The organism is Aquimarina sp. (genome assembly GCF_977115655.1).
In genome coordinates this window covers 1-16,279 of the sequence record NZ_CDSBKO010000029.1, presented here as the reverse complement: position 1 = coordinate 16,279, position 16,279 = coordinate 1, and the positions used below count along the sequence as shown (strand labels likewise).

The following is a 16,279-nucleotide window of genomic DNA, read 5'->3' as shown; positions in this document are numbered from 1 at the left end:
TACGCAGATCTTATTGAAATGTAAAGTTTATAAAAATTCCTCTGGTAGACATTTTGTCAATAGTTGCAGTATACGGGCTATTAGGGTCATTGTCTCTTACCAACTCATCAGACATGGCAAAAACACCTCTTATAGAAGGGGTAAACTTAAAATAATAAAGATATAGATCTATCCCAAAACCTATTTCATAGTAGTTGGTATTAGTTTTCATTCTAAATTGCCCCAGACTATTATCATCTGGATTGTCTTCATTACTGGAAAGGTTAATAGACGTAGAAACCCCTCCAATAATAAAGGGTTTGATATTGTTAATTCTTTTAGTAGATATTTTGAGTAATAATGGGACATGAACGTATGTAGACGGAACCTCTCTGGAAGACTCAAATTCAGATGTAAATTCGGGATTTGTAAACTTAAGGTTTCTGGTGTTAAATATTACCATAGGTTCTAATCTAAGGTCTAAATAATCATTTATTCTAAGATTTCCTAAAAGTCCAACGTTAAAGCCTAAGGAAGTATCATGTATTATATCGGTATTTGAAGCGTCTGCAGAATAATCAAAATTAAAATCGTAGCTGTTAAATCCAAGAATATAACCATAGCTAAACCTTGGTTTATCGAAGTTTTGAAGATTTTGTACCTTTTCTTTAGAAAATAGCTGAGCACTCATGCTTTGAGCACATGCTAAAACAACGATGAAGATAAATATTCTTTTCATTAAAATTAAATTAACCTTTTTAATGGTTTTCTTTTAAAAAAACCTTACACATTTATAGTTTATTACTTTTAAAATGCCGTTTATATACTTCCAGATTATTTTTTGGCAGTATAAATGGTAGCGACACCAAAAGTTTGTGGGGTGTCTTTGACTTCTATAAACCCAATTTTTTTCAAAATATTGTTGAACCCTTCTCCGTACGGAAAAGCTGCAGCACTTTTGCTAAGGTAAGAATATGCAGATTTGTCCTTAGAAAACAGTCTGCCCACCAGAGGTAGAATTTTTGTGGAATATAACCTGTATCCTTGTTTATAAGGAAATTTTGTGGGTATAGAAGTTTCTAAAACAACAAAAACACCTCCCGGTTTAAGTACTCTTAAAATTTCTGAAAGCCCTTTTTCTAAATTTTCAAAATTACGTACTCCAAAAGCTACAGTAACAGCATCAAAATAGTTTTCAGGATAATTAAGATTTTCACTATCCCCTTGAACCATGTTAATAATAGAATCCAGTTTTTTTGTGGCAACTTTATGTTTTCCAACTTCAAGCATTCCCAAAGAAATATCAAGGCCAATTATCTCTGAAGCCCCTGTTTTTGACAAGTTTATGGCAAGATCCCCGGTTCCTGTTGCGACATCTAAAATTTTTTCAGGATTAGATTTTTTAACTAACTGAACAACTTTTTTGCGCCATTTAACATCGATTCCAAAAGAAATAACACGATTAAGTCCGTCGTAATTCTCTGAAATGGTATCAAACATCTCTGCAACCTGTTCTTTTTTGGATCTGTTTTTGTCTTTGTATGGTGTTATTTTTTCTGACATTCAAAAAAATTTAGGCAAATATACATTTTTGATATGGATCGCCAGAATAGAATTGAATTAAGTTGAGGATAAACAAATTTTACCAGTTAGGCAATTTACATTACCTTTGTATACTTTTATATTCTAAGACAAGTATTAAAACTACTTCTTAAAACAGTAGTTGTTCTTAGTTTTATTTTTTTTTAGATGAAAAATAATATATATAACCAATGAAAATCATTATTGCCGGTGCAGGTGAGGTAGGGTTTCATTTGGCTAAATTACTCTCGTTTGAGTCTCAGGATATTACGCTTATTGATACAGATAAGGAATGTCTTAACTATGCAGATACCCATTTGGATATCAGGATTATTAAAGGAGACTCTACTTCTATCGCTATTTTAAAAGATGCAGGAGTAGAAAACGTTGATATGGTAATAAGTGTTACTTCTAGCGAAACAACTAATATAACTATTTGTGTGCTAGCGAAACAATTAGGCGCTAAACGTACTATTGCCAGAATTTCTAACACAGAATTTATAGGGAATAAAGAGGAAATAGGATTTGCTAAGTTTGGGATTGATGAGCTAATTTCTCCAGAAGCTCTTGCCGCTAGTGAAATAGAGCTGCTTCTTAGTCAGTCTGCATTTCATGATAGTTACGAATTTGAGAACGGAGCATTAACAATGGTAGGTACTACCTTGTCTAAAGAAGCTTTGTTTGTGGGTAAATCTGTGAGAGAATCAGCAGAGATATTTCCAGAATTACATTTTATGCCAATAGCAATTCAGCGTTCCGGAACACAATATACATTGATTCCCAGAGGAGATACTACTTTTAAAGAAGGAGATCAAGTATATTTTGTAACATCCAAAGGAGGGGTAGAAGAATTATATAAATTAACCGGAAAAGTTAAAGAACAAATCAAAAAGGTTATGATTCTGGGAGGTAGTAAAATTGGTTATAAAACCGCACGAGACCTTTGTAATCATAAGTTTAGGGTAAAACTTATAGAAAAAGATAAAGACAAAGCCTTTGATCTTGCAGATGAGCTTTCCAGTGCTTTGATAATTAATGGAGATGGTAGAAATGTAGAGCTTTTAGAAGAAGAAGGAATTGATGGAATGGATGCTTTTATAGCAGTAACGGGTAATTCTGAAACTAATATCATGTCTTGCCTGGTAGCTAAATCTAAAGGCGTAAGAAAAACTATCGCATTGGTAGAAAACATGGATTATTTTCAGCTATCCCACTCTATAGGTATAGATACATTGATTAATAAAAAACTTTTGGCAGCAAATAATATCTTTCGGTTTATCAGAAAAGGAGAGGTGGTTGCTATGACAAAACTTAATAACATGAATGCAGAGTTATTAGAGTTTGTTGTTAAGCCCAGATCCGAAGTAAGTGATAATTTTATCAAGGATTTAGACTTTCCCCGCTCTGCTATAATTGCCGGGGTTATTAGGGATCAAAAAGGAATGATCCCATTGGGTAATTTTTATATTCAGGCAGGAGATAGGGTGGTAGTATGTTGTTTGCCAAAATCTATCAAGAAAATAGAAAAGCTTTTCCTTTAAAAATGTATAAGTTAAACTACAAGATTATCTCGCATATAATGGGTCTTTTGTTGCTTTGCAACGGGGGGTTTATGCTTATTGCTACTATAGTTAGCTTTGCCTATAAAGATGGGGTTACTTTAGAGATAATGATGGCATCTTTGGCAACTATGTTTGTAGGGATTATGCTAATGTTTTTTACCAGGGAGCACCAAAAAGAAATCAATAAGCGAGATGGGTACATTGTCGTGACTTTTGGTTGGATATTTATGTCTCTAAGCGGTACTTTGCCATATTTGTTTTCGGGAGCAATACCATCGTTTACCAATGCTTTTTTTGAAACCATGTCGGGCTATACCACAACGGGATCTACCATTCTTAATCAAATAGAAATTATTCCAAAAGGAGTTTTATTTTGGAGAAGCCTAACACACTGGATTGGTGGTATGGGGATAATAGTGTTGGCGATTGCTATTTTGCCGTTGTTGGGTATAGGAGGGATGCAGTTATTTGCGGCAGAAGCTCCGGGGCCAAGTGCAGATAAGCTACATCCCAGAATTACAGATACAGCAAAAAGACTTTGGTTGATCTATTTTGGGTATACAGTAGCCGAAACTATTCTTCTGAAACTAGCAGGAATGAATTTTTTTGATGCTATAAACCATGCATTAAGTACTTTGTCGACAGGAGGTTTTTCTACCAAAAATGCAAGTGTGGCATATTGGAATGACCAACCTGTAATACAATATATAATTATATTATTCATGTTTTTGGCAGGAATGAATTTTGTCCTTAGTTATTTCGCGTTTAAAGGCAAGGTAAGTAAAATTATAAAAGATGAAGAGTTTAAATATTATACCTTGTTTATTGTTGGGTTTACTTTGATAGCGGCTATTGTAATTTATTTCAAAGCAGACCTGTCCTTGTCATCTATAGACCATCCCATGGTGTGGGGACGGGCAGAAAGTTCTTTTAGACATGCATTGTTTCAGGTACTGACGGTTATAACTACAACGGGGTTTATAACAGCAGATTTTACTATGTGGACCCCTTTTTTAACAATTCTTTTCTTCGGTATTATGTTTTTGGGAGGATCTGCAGGATCAACATCCGGAGGAATAAAAGTAATGAGGCATTTAATAACTATCCGTAATGGGATTTTGGAATTTAAAAGAACGTTACACCCCAGGGCAGTATTGCCAGTGAGGTACAATACCAGAGCGGTTTCTAAAGAAATAGTTTTTAATATACTGGCATTTTTTATTTTGTACATGCTAGCTTTTATTATAGGCTCTGTGGTATTGGGGGCTTTGGGGTTGGATTTTGAAACAGCAATAGGGGGCGCGGCATCCTCATTAGGAAATATTGGCCCGGCATTCGGAAAATTAAGCCCTGTAGATAATTTTAATATATTACCGGATTTTGGAAAGTGGTGGTGCTGCTTTCTTATGCTTATAGGCAGGTTAGAGTTGTTTACAGTGCTGATACTTCTTACACCTTTTTTTTGGAGAAACAGATAACTTTTTTAGATGTAATATTTTAAAAAGTTAATAAATCTTAGATCTGCTTTATTAGATTAACTGCTTTTTCCTCAATTTTCTTCTTTGATTGATAGAAGCCCCAAGTGGAATATAGAGTTGTGAATAGTAGCATACATACCTTCAAAAAAATTATAAACTTAAATGTATAAAGATAATCCAGGTTCTAAAAGACCTGAATTATCTTTATGGATTGGCGGTAAAAAATGAGTAGTACAATAATATGTACTTGTTTTAAAATAAATTATTTAAAAGATGAAAAATGCTTCAGTATATGCCAAAGAACCTATTGCATCTGCCATTCCCATGTTGCAGAGGAATTAGGGATAATAGACCATAATTCTGCAACCTTTTTTATAGTGTCCTTTACAGTTCCTGTAATGGTATCAATATGATTGTCTTCGATCAAAAAAATATCTAATATAGACTCATAATACCCCATGTAATTAGAACTAAACTCCTTTTCAGGTTTAATATCAAGGATTTCATCGTCTGTTTGAGCAACATTAAAGTTCTCTTTAAAAATTTCTAAAACATTTTTTTTGACGATACGTTCTTTTTCTATAGTATCCATAACGATTGCGTGTTTAAGTTGGTTTTTTTTAACACTAACCTTTATTAAGATTAGTGTTTGGGAAAAATTATAACTCTAAATTAGGTCCTTTAGTATTTGGAGATGCTTTTTATAATTATAAAAAAATGTTAAAAATTTCTTAACAAATATTAACAAACAAAAAGCCGTTTATTTCTAACTAGAAATAAACGGCTTTTTTTGGGTTGGGATAACTAAAAAATTAGCTCACAACTTCTTTGATTCTTTTAGCAGCTTCTTTGATTTCTTCTTTGCTAGCGGCATAAGAAAGCCTGATGCAGTTACTGTTTCCAAATGCAGTACCGGTTACTGTTGCGATATTAGCTTTTTCTAGTAAAAACATAGAGAAGTCTGTAGCATTTTCAATAAGAGATCCTTGCAATGTTTTTCCAAAGTAATATGAGATATCTGGAAAAACATAAAAAGCACCTTCAGGTTTATTGCATTCAAAACCGGGAATATCAGATAATAGTTCCAATATTAGTTCTCTTCTTTCTTTAAATTCATCTACCATGTATTGGATTTTGCCAACAGGAGCTTCCAAGGCTGTAATTACAGCTCGTTGTGCAATACAATTTGCCCCACTGGTTACTTGTCCTTGTATTTTGTTGCAAGCCCTGGCAATTGCAGTAGGTGCTCCTATGTATCCTATCCTCCAGCCAGTCATGGCAAACGCTTTTGCAACCCCGTTTACAGTAACAGTTCTGTTGTACATATCTTCAAACTGAGCCATGGATGCATGTCCCCCTATATAATTGATATGCTCATATATCTCGTCACTTACAACAATAATATTAGGATATTTTTGTAGCACATCTGCTAATGCTCTTAATTCATCTTTGCTATAAATAGACCCGCTTGGGTTACAGGGAGAGCTGTACCATAGCATTTTGGTTTTTGGCGTAATAGCTTTCTCCAATTGCTCTGCGGTCATTTTAAAGTCGGTATCTATAGAGGTTTCTACCTCTACAGGAACCCCGCCTGCAAGTTTTATGATATCGCTATAACTTACCCAATACGGACAAGGCAGGATAACCTCGTCACCTGGATTAATGTATACTTGAGCAATATTGTACAGGGATTGTTTTGCACCTGTAGAAACAACAATTTGAGAACGATCATAAGTAATGCCATTATCTCGCTTAAATTTGGTGATGATAGCATCTTTTAATTCAACATATCCATCAACAGGAGAGTAGGAGTTGTAATTGTCGTTTATTGCTTGTATAGCTGCTTCTTTAATAAAATCCGGAGTGTTAAAGTCTGGTTCCCCAAGGCTTAAACTAATAATGTCTTTTCCTTCTGCTTTAAGCTCACGAGCTTTTGCAGCCATAGCTAAAGTAGCCGATGCTTCAAGCGCATTAATTTTGTCTGATAGTTGGATATTCATCCCTGATACTTGTGTACTCATGTAATCTGGTAAATAAAAGTTATGATTGTATAGCAGCAGGCTTCATCCCCATTTCTTTAAGATGCTTAAAGTGGGCGATAATTGCTTTGCGTGTTGTTTTGTATTCGTTATAAGGCAGATTAAATTCTAAGGCAGTCTGTTTTACAATCTTAGAAATTTTGGTATAATGAACATGGCTTATATTTGGAAAAATATGGTGCTCTACCTGATGGTTTAAACCACCTGTAAACCAATTGACTAATCTGTTTTTTGTAGAAAAGTTAACCGTAGTAAATAACTGATGCACTGCCCAGGTGTTTTTTATAGTTCCTGTTTTGTCGGGAACAGGCATTTGTGCCTCTTCGACCATGTGGGCCAACTGAAATACTACACTCAATATTAACCCTGCAACATAGTGCATTATAAAAAAGCCTATTAAAATTTTCCACCAGGCGATAGACATTATCAGCATTGGGATTACAATCCAAATTAAAACATAGATCATTTTGGTTATCACCACTGTGCTCCATTGTTTTAAAGAGCTTGGTAGTTTTCCGTAAGAAAGTTTTCGGGCAAGATAATTTTTTGTTTGTTTAAAATCTGTGGTTAATGCCCAATTAAAAGTTAATAAACCATATAAAAATATAGAATAATAATGCTGAAATTTATGAAAACGCATCCATTTTGCGTGTTTGGTAAATCTAATCACTCTACCAGCATCCATATCTTCATCAATACCATGTATATTTGTATAGGTGTGGTGTAAAACATTGTGTTGTACTTGCCAGTTATAAACATTGCCGGCAAGGATATAAATGCTGCTCCCCATCAAATTGTTTATCCATTTTTTTGAAGAATAAGAACCATGATTGCCATCATGCATCACATTCATGCCAACACCAGCCATGCCAACACCCATTACAATCGTAAGCAGTAGCATCCACCATTGCGAGATATCTAACGTAAGTATCAAAAAATAAGGAGTTAAAAAAATAGAGAACATAACGATTGTTTTAAGATGTAATCGCCAGTTTCCCGTTCGTTTAATGTTATTTTCTTTAAAATATTGATTTACTCTTTTGTTTAATGTTCTAAAAAAGTTGGCAGATTCTGCCCTGCTAAAGCGTATGTTAGGTGTAACCATAATTATTGAGGTTTACGGCAAAACGAAATTTACCATAATAATATTGGGTAAAGTTAGCTAATTAAATTTTTTTAAGTTCCTAAAAAGTAGTAAAATATATCCTTTTAACATGTATTTTTGCGCTTTAATTTTATATTGTTAAATGGATATTCTAAAAAAATACTTTCCAAATCTAACGGAAGAGCAGGAAACCCGGTTTTTGCAACTTGAAAATCTTTATACAGAATGGAATTCTAAAATAAACGTTATCTCACGCAAAGATATAGAGTCGTTGTATGAACGACATATTTTACATTCTCTTGGAATAGCCAAAATACAAGAGTTTATGCCAGGTGCAAAGATATTGGATGTAGGGACAGGAGGAGGTTTTCCCGGGATTCCTTTGGCAATCCTGTTTCCTGAAACCCATTTTTATTTGGTAGATGTTATTGCAAAAAAAATAAAGGTAGTAAATGAAGTTGCAAATGCTTTGGGGTTAACAAATGTAAAAGCAGAACAACGCAGGGCAGGTACATTTGATGACCGTTTTGATTTTGTGGTAAGTCGCGCCGTAACAAATATGCCGGATTTTGTAAAGTGGGTAAGAAAAAATGTAGCCAAAAAGAATAATCACGAATTGCAAAATGGAATTTTATACCTTAAAGGAGGAGATTTGACAGAAGAGCTGGCATTGTTTCCAAAAGCTATAGAACACGAACTGTCTGATTATTTTGAAGAGGATTTTTTTGAAACAAAAAAAGTGGTGTATTTGCCAATAAAGTATAAAGTTTAAGAATGATTGAATATAATATATAATCATCCCTTAAATTATGCACAGCAGTACTTGTTTTAAGGGATGTAGATATCTTTTTAAAAAATTAATTATTGATTATCTGCCTTGCAGAAGTATATCCCTTATAAAACTCAACATTAGAACGTCTGAATCTTTTGGTTACATTGTCCAAATTTTTTAAGAGAGGAAGGCTTTCTTTAAAAAGCTCATCAAGACTTTGTGTAGCCACGCTGGATGCAATCTGGTATTAGCGGGTTTTACCGCGACGTTCAAGCCAAGAATTAAAGCTGGTCTTTACATCCTCTACCTGATCGGCAGAACTACCATATTCTGTGGCATTTTGCACATTGTTTTCTATCAAGGCAATCATGTTTTTAACTTTTATCTCAAAATTTTCGTTAGATAGCGAAAAATAATCCGAATACGAATTAGTTGCCTTTGCAAGTAGCTCTGTATCATTGGTATCACTAGCATACGCTTCCAGAATATCATCCTGTATGTCCATTTTTAAAGCAATATTTTTTTTAAGCTCCCGTACAGATTGGGCGATAAACAATTGAGCAGATTCTTGTTCTCCCGCTTTACTTTTTATTTTTTCTATTAATTGGGTGAGCAGGTTTTTGTATCTGCCAATTGCAGGAACAGTATTCCATACGCTACTATTCGCATCCATGTAATTAGCGGTAGATTAGCACATTTCTAATTTGTTGATTTGATCTCTTGTCATAAGATTATTAAATTATAAGGTTAAAAAAGGCAACCCCCATTATAATAATAGACAAAGTGGGAGAAAAAGAAGGGTAGGGATCTTTCCGAAGCTAAAGGCTATAACGGATATTTGTTGTTAATACTGCCAAATATAATAAACTTCAAAAATATAGCGCTACCATCTGTACTATAAATTTTAACAATTTGCACAGCCCACCGAGAGGGGTTGTTAGCGCACCGAGCAAGGTGTTTTATAGGAGGAGATGGGTTGTTTGTAAGTAAAGTTGCTTTTTTTGCGCACGGAGCAGGGTGCTTTGTAGGAGGAGATGAGGTGTTTGTAAGTAAAGTTACTTTTTTTGCGCACCGAGCAGGGTGCTTTGTAAGAGGAGATAGGGTATTTGTAAGTAAAGTTGCTTTTTTTGCGCACCGAGCAGGGTGTTTTGTAAAAGGAGATAGGGTATTTATATATAAAGTTTCCCTTTTTTAGGTATCCGTAAACTGTTTTATAAAAAGAGATACGCTATTTGCTATTTAGAAAGCGTGAATACCTTTTTAAAGTACAGGCATCTCTCCCTGTTTACTCCTCTTCAGCTTATCTATACTTTTATTTAATTCTTGGATTTACTATTAACATTCCCTACCTCCTTTTTTAGATCAAAACTTTTACCTTTTTCTTTAGAAGAAGATGGGAGATAGATGTTTTTTTTAATATAAGAGTACAGCAAAGGGATATAACCCACAAACAGCTTACGTATAAACCTCGATAATTTAACAAATATTTAACGCCTCAAAAATACCCGATGTCGGAAAATGAAACTTTTACATAGTATTCTTGTACAGGGAAATCTAATCCATAGTCTTAACGCAAGCTTTGGTAAATTTAACTCCACAATGTGGAGTAAAACAGTATAACACAACACTATGAAAACAAAAAAAGCACCGCATTTACATTCTTTGTCAAGACCAATTTTAAAAAGCAGAAGAGAAAACAATCCTACTTTGAGTTTTATACCGATTATTATGTTTTTATTGTATAAAGAATTGTTTTTCAAGGGTTTTGTTCCTGTGTGCTATTTTAAATAGGGGCTATTTTTATTGCCGTTTTGTTATTAGAAAAATTAAAAACATCAACCTTTAATCTCATTGTATTTTATATGTCTATATCTATAAATCAATTATTACATTTTTTATATACACCCAAAATGAAGCACTTTTTTTTAGCCGTATTTCTTGCCGGTTGTTCCATGCTGAATGCGCAGAATACTAGTCAAAACACTGGATTGGATCTGCCAGAAGTAAACGCTTTAGTTCAGTTCCCAAATTCACCAGAGGCCGAGGCATTTGCCAGGTATGGTAATGTTCCTGTCTCATATTATACTGGTAAGCCCAATGTTGCTGTTCCTATCTATACGATTCAGGGAAAAGAGACTTCAGTTCCTATTTCGCTTACCTATGATGCTTCGGGTATTAAAGTACAAAGTATTTCGACCATTGCAGGTGCCGGCTGGAACCTTAATGTAGGGGGTATGGTTACCCGTCAGATACATGGATTGGCAGATGGTATGATATCAGGAGGACCAACTTATCCAGTTGATTCTGATATGGCCACAAGTTTGAATGCCTATATAAATTCGTTACAATCATCATCGAGGAGTTATAGAAACTTTGAGAGCTATGAGCATACACTACTTCAGATTCGAAAATTTCATAATAGCAAATACGAAAATAGTCTAGGTGAATTGGATCTTTTACCAGATATTTATAGTTTTTATGCCCCTGGCGTATCAGGATCTTTTGTGATCGATCCTCAAACCGGTGATGCTATAAGTCTTAAAGATCCGGATATTAAAGCTAGTTATACGATAACCGGCTTTAATAAAAGTATCGATAGCTGGAAAATTACCAATGCAGATGGCACGGTGTATAAGTTTGATAAGGCAGAAGAAACTACTACCTCTTATACTTCATCAGATGGTTCGGAAGGTACTCGTGTCTATAATTCGGCATGGTATCTGACTCAAATGATCTCTGCTAATAAAAAAGACACTTTTGATTTTATATACACCAATGGGCAATACTGGGATCAACCCCAGTTGTATCATAACAGACAGATAAGCCAGAATCGGCTTTCAGATTGTGGTCAGACCCATAATTACAATCCTGTGGATCATGAATACATTACTACCTCTAACCTGAATGATTTCAGAATCAAGCAATCTAACTTAAGGAGCATAACACATAATGGTATCGAGGTTGTGAGCATTACCCAAGCCACGGAGCGTTTGGATTTAAAAGGTCGAGAAAAGCTGGATCATATCAATATTATGTATAATGGATCGTTGATCAAAAGCTTTAGCTTTCATCATTCCTATTTTACATCGGGTAGTCCGACAAACGAAAAAGATTATCGTTTAAGGTTGGATTTTATTTCCATTACAGGTCACAATCCTAAGTCATTGATACCTCGCAAGGAAAACGAGATACATACCTATAAGTTTTCTTATTTTGGAGAGGATATATTGCCGAGTCGAGAATCTTTGGCTATAGATGGATTGGGCTATTTCAATGGTGCTTATAATAATAGGAGTCTTATTCCTAAGTATACCGATGAATATAATCGGGTTTTTTTCGGAGCGAACCGTAAACCTGATTTTAACTCCAGGATGAAAGGAATGCTTCAAGAGATCTATTATCCCACTGGGGGATCTACACAATTCGAGTTCGATCACCTTGAGCTTTCAACAGTGGATGAGGTAGTTTCGAGAGGGGAAAGTTTAATTGAAATTGGTAGCGGCGCAGACCCTAATGCCAAAGAATCGGATTATTCTTGTGATGATGGGTTTTGGTATTTTCCTAAGACTTCTACTGTTACTTTTACAGTTTCTGAAGATGAGGTAGTTACCCCAGATACCGGATATTATGGCGATACTACAATAGAAGGTAACTATAGTCAGACAGGGCGTATGTTTTTTATGGCGATTTATAAAAGTGCTCCTCCTGTTTCTACTCCCAAAAATTACACTACCCTTGCCAATGGGTGTATACAAGTTAATGGAATTACCCCTCCACTTATCCTTTGTGCTGGAGAATGTAAAAGTATATCAACTGATAGACCTCTGGAAATATGTTATGATGGTTTGGTAAACCCGCCTGTTGATGATGGGATCAAAACGTTTTGCGAGATAAAAAAGATGATTGAAAATGCAGATAGTGATATTGTATATTCTTCGTACGCTATTCCTTTAAACGGAAGTAAACTTGGAGATCGTGAATTTTTTTTTCTTCCCGCCGGAACCTATAAGATATTTATGGCTAACAGTTTGTTAGGGGTAAGTGCTCATGTTCATAGAAAGTATGGTAAGAGGGTAGCCATTAATACCTGGAACCATAATCCTATTGTTTCTAAAACGATAGATAAAACCAACCAGGGAGAAACCTATATTAAGAGTTTTGAGTACCTGAAACAAAATATCCAACAACAGGTACAGTTACATACTGTTAAAACTACTACAGGTAATGTAGCCCCGGGTTGTTATAGAGGGAAGTATGAAACGTTAGAGCGGCATACTTCTAATTTGTATAGTGCTACCCCTTATGAGGTAACTTATCCCATGGTACGAGAGACTATCGAAGATGCCCAAGGTAACAAACTAGGGGCTACGGTGTATGAGTATTATGACCAGAAGTTTTATATCCCTAACGGTCCTTATGGTATTGCAGGGTCTTATACTCCAGAAATTGGATTGCCTTATATTGAGACTAATCCTTTGCAGGGACAATTAAAGAAGATGTCACAATATGATGCTTCGGGACGGATTTTAAAAAGCAGTACTTCGGTATATGATTTTACAAGTACTATGGCCGCTACAGGAACTAATTTTTATAGTAGCAAATCTTTTTTAGATATCTGTACTGTTGCTGTTCCCGGGGAGGTTGATCCAAACTTAAAAAAACTGGCATACCTAACCTCTACCAAAAGCCCAGATAAGGTATGTTCTTCTACAGATGAGAATATTGTTATTAACAGTTGGCGTAATGTACAAGGGTATTCAGATAAAAATATTCGTTTTTTTAAGTTTGCCTCCCGGTTACTGTCTACTCAGTCTAAGGATTATCGTTATGATACGATTGGCCATAAAGATTCTATCGTTCAAAATACAGTGTATAGTTATGGTAGTCATCATAACCTTCCAATCGCCGTTAGTACCACGGTAAACAATGGTCATACCACGGTTATCAATACGCAGTATCCAGAGGATCTGTCATCACCGACCTCTGCAGAACAGGGATTGATTGCGCAAAACCGTATCGCCACACCTATTCAGGTAGAGTTATTACAAAAAGATAATACTACAATATTGTCTAGTCAAACCCAACATACTATGTATGACAATAGTTGGGGTAATGCTATGATTCTTCCTCAGAAAATAAGCACTACCAAAAATAACGCGACTCTAGAAGACCGTGTGGTTTACCACAAATATGATAATAAAGGCAACCCATTAGAAGTATCCAAGGCAGATGGCTCCCATAGTATATACATTTGGGGGTATCAGCAACAATACCCGATAGCCAAGATTGAAAATGGCATATATGCAGAAGTTTCCGGTTATATAGCAGACCTGCAAGCAAAATCCAATACAGATACAGATAACTGTCGGGCCACCGATTGTAAAGAGCAGCAATTAAGGGATGCCTTGCAAACCCTTCGGGATGGGTTGCCCAATGCCATGGTCACTACCTATACGTATGATCCACTAATAGGAGTGACCAGCATGACGGATCCCAAGGGGTATACTGTGTATTATGAGTATGATGGGTTTAGTCGTTTACAACATATCCGCGATGCAGAATCCAATATTACTGCAAAATACTATTATAACCATACCGGGATTCCTCATGATCCATTAGTAGTCAATATCACTTCCGGGACCTGGGCCAATACCAATACCAGTTTTGGGGTGCAGTCTGATGTAATCGGAGGATCAGGTAACTACACTTATTATTGGAAGATCACCAAACCGGGGAATCAGATTGTAGAATCTACCGGTAAGGATATGACTTTTCAAAGTGGTGCTACAGTTGGGATGGCTACTATTTTTTTAGAAGTCAGGGATTTGGCCACCGGTAAAACCGAAACAGCCAATAAATCGATTAGTATCTATACGCCATTAGAGGTAAATTCCAGTTCGATTTCTTATCCTTCGACCCATTTGGTCAACACTTCAGCAGCTTTTGATATCAGTCCGACAGGAGGATCAGGCAACTATACCTATAGTTGGGAGATTCGAGGAAAAGGAGCGAGGTATACGACTGCTCAAAAATCGTTTGATCTTATGATGGGATGTAAATATTATGGACAAGTCACAGTAACATGTACGGTGCAGGATATCACAACAGGAAGCTCTCAAACAGTATCGACTACGATGAGTGTAAAACTCTCATCATTTAGCAGTGCCTCTATAACTACTACACCACCAGAGAGTTCTCCTCCAAGAACACAGAAATTCCAGGTGCAAGCCAAAGTTAATGGAGGTATAGGAGGCTATACTTATAAATGGTATGTAGATGGGGTTCATGTAAGTTCATCCCCATCGATGTATGTAACCCTTAATTGCGGCAGCTCCAAAACAGCACTGGTAAGTTGTACCGTGACCGATACTTGTACAGGTACAGCCCTTTCTGCATCACGAAGCTTTACCATTACCAACGCGAGATGTAGCGGTGGCTTCGGCGGTGGTCCCGGCGTTGGGAACCCCAAGGATGATAGTGATAACTCCAAACAATAACCCAAAACCTACAGAGAAGATGATCCACGGGTTTTTAAAAAATATATAGATGAAATCAATTATAAGAACAACAATCGTGCTGATATGTTTTATGTCATCCCTGATGACCGCAGAGGCACAGGGGCTTGATCTGAGCAGGGAGCATAATTATGTTTTATCGGTACAGGCACAACAGCCTTATACCACGGTAGAGACATTAGAGGCTGCTCCGGTCAAGGAAAAGATCTATAACATTACCTATTATGATGGTCTGGGAAGGCCTAAGCAACAAACAGCTATCCATGCCTCAAGGAATAATAAAGATATTGTTACCCATATAGAGTATGATGGGTATGGGAGGCAAGCCAAACAATACCTGCCGTATGAAGCAACAGGTATAACAGGAAGTTACAGATCGGTAGATATTAATACCAATATCAATGCCTATTACCAAAATAAATATCCTGATGATTTCCCGGGAATTACAGATCTAAATCAAATAAACGCCTATAGCGAAAGTGTATTCGAAGCGTCACCTTTAAACCGGGTACTGGAACAAGGAGCACCGGGAGCAGCATGGAAAGCAAGCCCTAATAGTGATACCGATCACACGATTAAATTCGATTGGGCAACCAACACAAACAACATAGCATATTTTTCAGTAACCTTTGCGGACAACGATACCGAAAAACCACAATTGGTAAAAAACACGGCAAACTATGCCGCCAACCAGTTGTATGTATCGATAACCAAAGACGAGAACTGGCAACCCGGGTATCTGGACGATCATACCACCAAAGAGTACAAAAATAAGTTGGGACAGGTGATCCTAAAAACCACCTACAACGCAGCAGTAGCCCACGACACCTATTATGTTTATGATGATTACGGGAACTTAACGTACGTACTGCCACCAAAAGTAAATACCAGTGACGGGGTATCGAACACGGAGCTTTCCGAACTGTGTTACCAATACAAATACGATTACCGAAACCGATTGATCGAAAAGAAAATACCTGGCAAAGGCTGGGAGTATATTGTATACAATAAACTGGACCAGCCCATAATGGTCCAAGATGCTTTGCTAAAGGCAGAATCTGCATGGCTCTTTACCAAATACGATGCTTTTGGCAGAGTAGCGTATACAGGTAAGATTGTTGATAATAAAGATCGTAAAACAATACAAGACGAAATAAAGGCTTCTACTGGAGATCTATGGGATCTATGGGTAAAGCGTGGCAGCGCTGTGATGATTGGTGGAGTAACCATGTATTATAATAATGGGGC

The 16,279-nt window shown here is 36.2% G+C and carries 11 protein-coding genes; 5 read left to right on the top strand and 6 right to left on the bottom strand.

Translation table 11 applies throughout. From position 1 onward, the window contains the following. Positions 1–10: 10 nt before the first annotated feature. A complete protein-coding gene (gene porT / locus ACZIYX_RS13105) occupies positions 11–718 on the bottom strand; it encodes a type IX secretion/gliding motility protein PorT/SprT (RefSeq protein WP_462682698.1) in 708 nt (235 codons plus the stop codon). A gap of 95 nt (positions 719–813) precedes the next feature. Next, entirely contained in the window at positions 814–1,542 is a 729-nt protein-coding gene (ubiE, locus tag ACZIYX_RS13100; RefSeq protein ID WP_462682697.1) for a bifunctional demethylmenaquinone methyltransferase/2-methoxy-6-polyprenyl-1,4-benzoquinol methylase UbiE, read from the bottom strand. Positions 1,543–1,751: 209 nt separating this feature from the next. Here ubiE and trkA point away from each other — a divergent pair, with 209 nt between their 5' ends. Next, entirely contained in the window at positions 1,752–3,101 is a 1,350-nt protein-coding gene (gene trkA / locus ACZIYX_RS13095; protein WP_462682696.1) for a Trk system potassium transporter TrkA, read from the top strand. A 2-nt stretch (positions 3,102–3,103) separates the two neighbouring features. Next, entirely contained in the window at positions 3,104–4,600 is a 1,497-nt protein-coding gene (locus tag ACZIYX_RS13090) for a TrkH family potassium uptake protein (RefSeq protein WP_462682695.1), read from the top strand. 304 nt (positions 4,601–4,904) lie between these two features. Here ACZIYX_RS13090 and ACZIYX_RS13085 read toward each other — a convergent pair whose 3' ends face one another. From ACZIYX_RS13085 to ACZIYX_RS13075, 3 genes are all read right to left on the bottom strand, one after another. Further along, complete coding sequence (locus tag ACZIYX_RS13085) at positions 4,905–5,192, bottom strand: hypothetical protein (RefSeq protein WP_462682694.1); 288 nt, start codon at positions 5,190–5,192, stop codon at positions 4,905–4,907. Positions 5,193–5,412: 220 nt separating this feature from the next. Further along, complete coding sequence (locus ACZIYX_RS13080) at positions 5,413–6,600, bottom strand: pyridoxal phosphate-dependent aminotransferase (RefSeq protein ID WP_462682737.1); 1,188 nt, start codon at positions 6,598–6,600, stop codon at positions 5,413–5,415. A 40-nt stretch (positions 6,601–6,640) separates the two neighbouring features. Next, the gene (locus tag ACZIYX_RS13075) at positions 6,641–7,744 is read right to left on the bottom strand and encodes a fatty acid desaturase family protein (protein WP_462682693.1); all 1,104 of its coding nucleotides are present in this window, start codon (positions 7,742–7,744) and stop codon (positions 6,641–6,643) included. Positions 7,745–7,886: 142 nt separating this feature from the next. On the opposite strand from ACZIYX_RS13075, the gene rsmG reads away from it, so the two are divergent. After that, complete coding sequence (rsmG, locus tag ACZIYX_RS13070) at positions 7,887–8,516, top strand: 16S rRNA (guanine(527)-N(7))-methyltransferase RsmG (protein ID WP_462682692.1); 630 nt, start codon at positions 7,887–7,889, stop codon at positions 8,514–8,516. A 247-nt stretch (positions 8,517–8,763) separates the two neighbouring features. Here the strand turns inward: rsmG and ACZIYX_RS13065 are convergent, their stop codons facing one another. Beyond that, positions 8,764–9,189, bottom strand: coding sequence for a hypothetical protein (locus tag ACZIYX_RS13065; RefSeq protein WP_462682691.1), 426 nt, complete (start codon positions 9,187–9,189; stop codon positions 8,764–8,766). 1,237 nt (positions 9,190–10,426) lie between these two features. Between ACZIYX_RS13065 and ACZIYX_RS13060 the strand changes: the two genes are divergently transcribed. Continuing rightward, positions 10,427–15,013: a hypothetical protein gene (locus ACZIYX_RS13060; RefSeq protein WP_462682690.1), complete on the top strand. Its 4,587-nt coding sequence runs from the start codon at positions 10,427–10,429 to the stop codon at positions 15,011–15,013. A 49-nt stretch (positions 15,014–15,062) separates the two neighbouring features. Beyond that, positions 15,063–16,279: DUF6443 domain-containing protein (locus tag ACZIYX_RS13055; protein WP_462682689.1), on the top strand; the 1,217-nt coding region annotated here is incomplete at its 3' end.

Coding starts and splice junctions, on each gene's coding strand:
- porT (WP_462682698.1), bottom strand. CDS start 718: ATGAAAAGAATATTTATCTTCATCGTTGTTTTAGCATGTGCTCAAAGC.
- ubiE (WP_462682697.1), bottom strand. CDS start 1,542: ATGTCAGAAAAAATAACACCATACAAAGACAAAAACAGATCCAAAAAA.
- trkA (WP_462682696.1), top strand. CDS start 1,752: ATGAAAATCATTATTGCCGGTGCAGGTGAGGTAGGGTTTCATTTGGCT.
- ACZIYX_RS13090 (WP_462682695.1), top strand. CDS start 3,104: ATGTATAAGTTAAACTACAAGATTATCTCGCATATAATGGGTCTTTTG.
- ACZIYX_RS13085 (WP_462682694.1), bottom strand. CDS start 5,192: ATGGATACTATAGAAAAAGAACGTATCGTCAAAAAAAATGTTTTAGAA.
- ACZIYX_RS13080 (WP_462682737.1), bottom strand. CDS start 6,600: ATGAATATCCAACTATCAGACAAAATTAATGCGCTTGAAGCATCGGCT.
- ACZIYX_RS13075 (WP_462682693.1), bottom strand. CDS start 7,744: ATGGTTACACCTAACATACGCTTTAGCAGGGCAGAATCTGCCAACTTT.
- rsmG (WP_462682692.1), top strand. CDS start 7,887: ATGGATATTCTAAAAAAATACTTTCCAAATCTAACGGAAGAGCAGGAA.
- ACZIYX_RS13065 (WP_462682691.1), bottom strand. CDS start 9,189: ATGGATGCGAATAGTAGCGTATGGAATACTGTTCCTGCAATTGGCAGA.
- ACZIYX_RS13060 (WP_462682690.1), top strand. CDS start 10,427: ATGAAGCACTTTTTTTTAGCCGTATTTCTTGCCGGTTGTTCCATGCTG.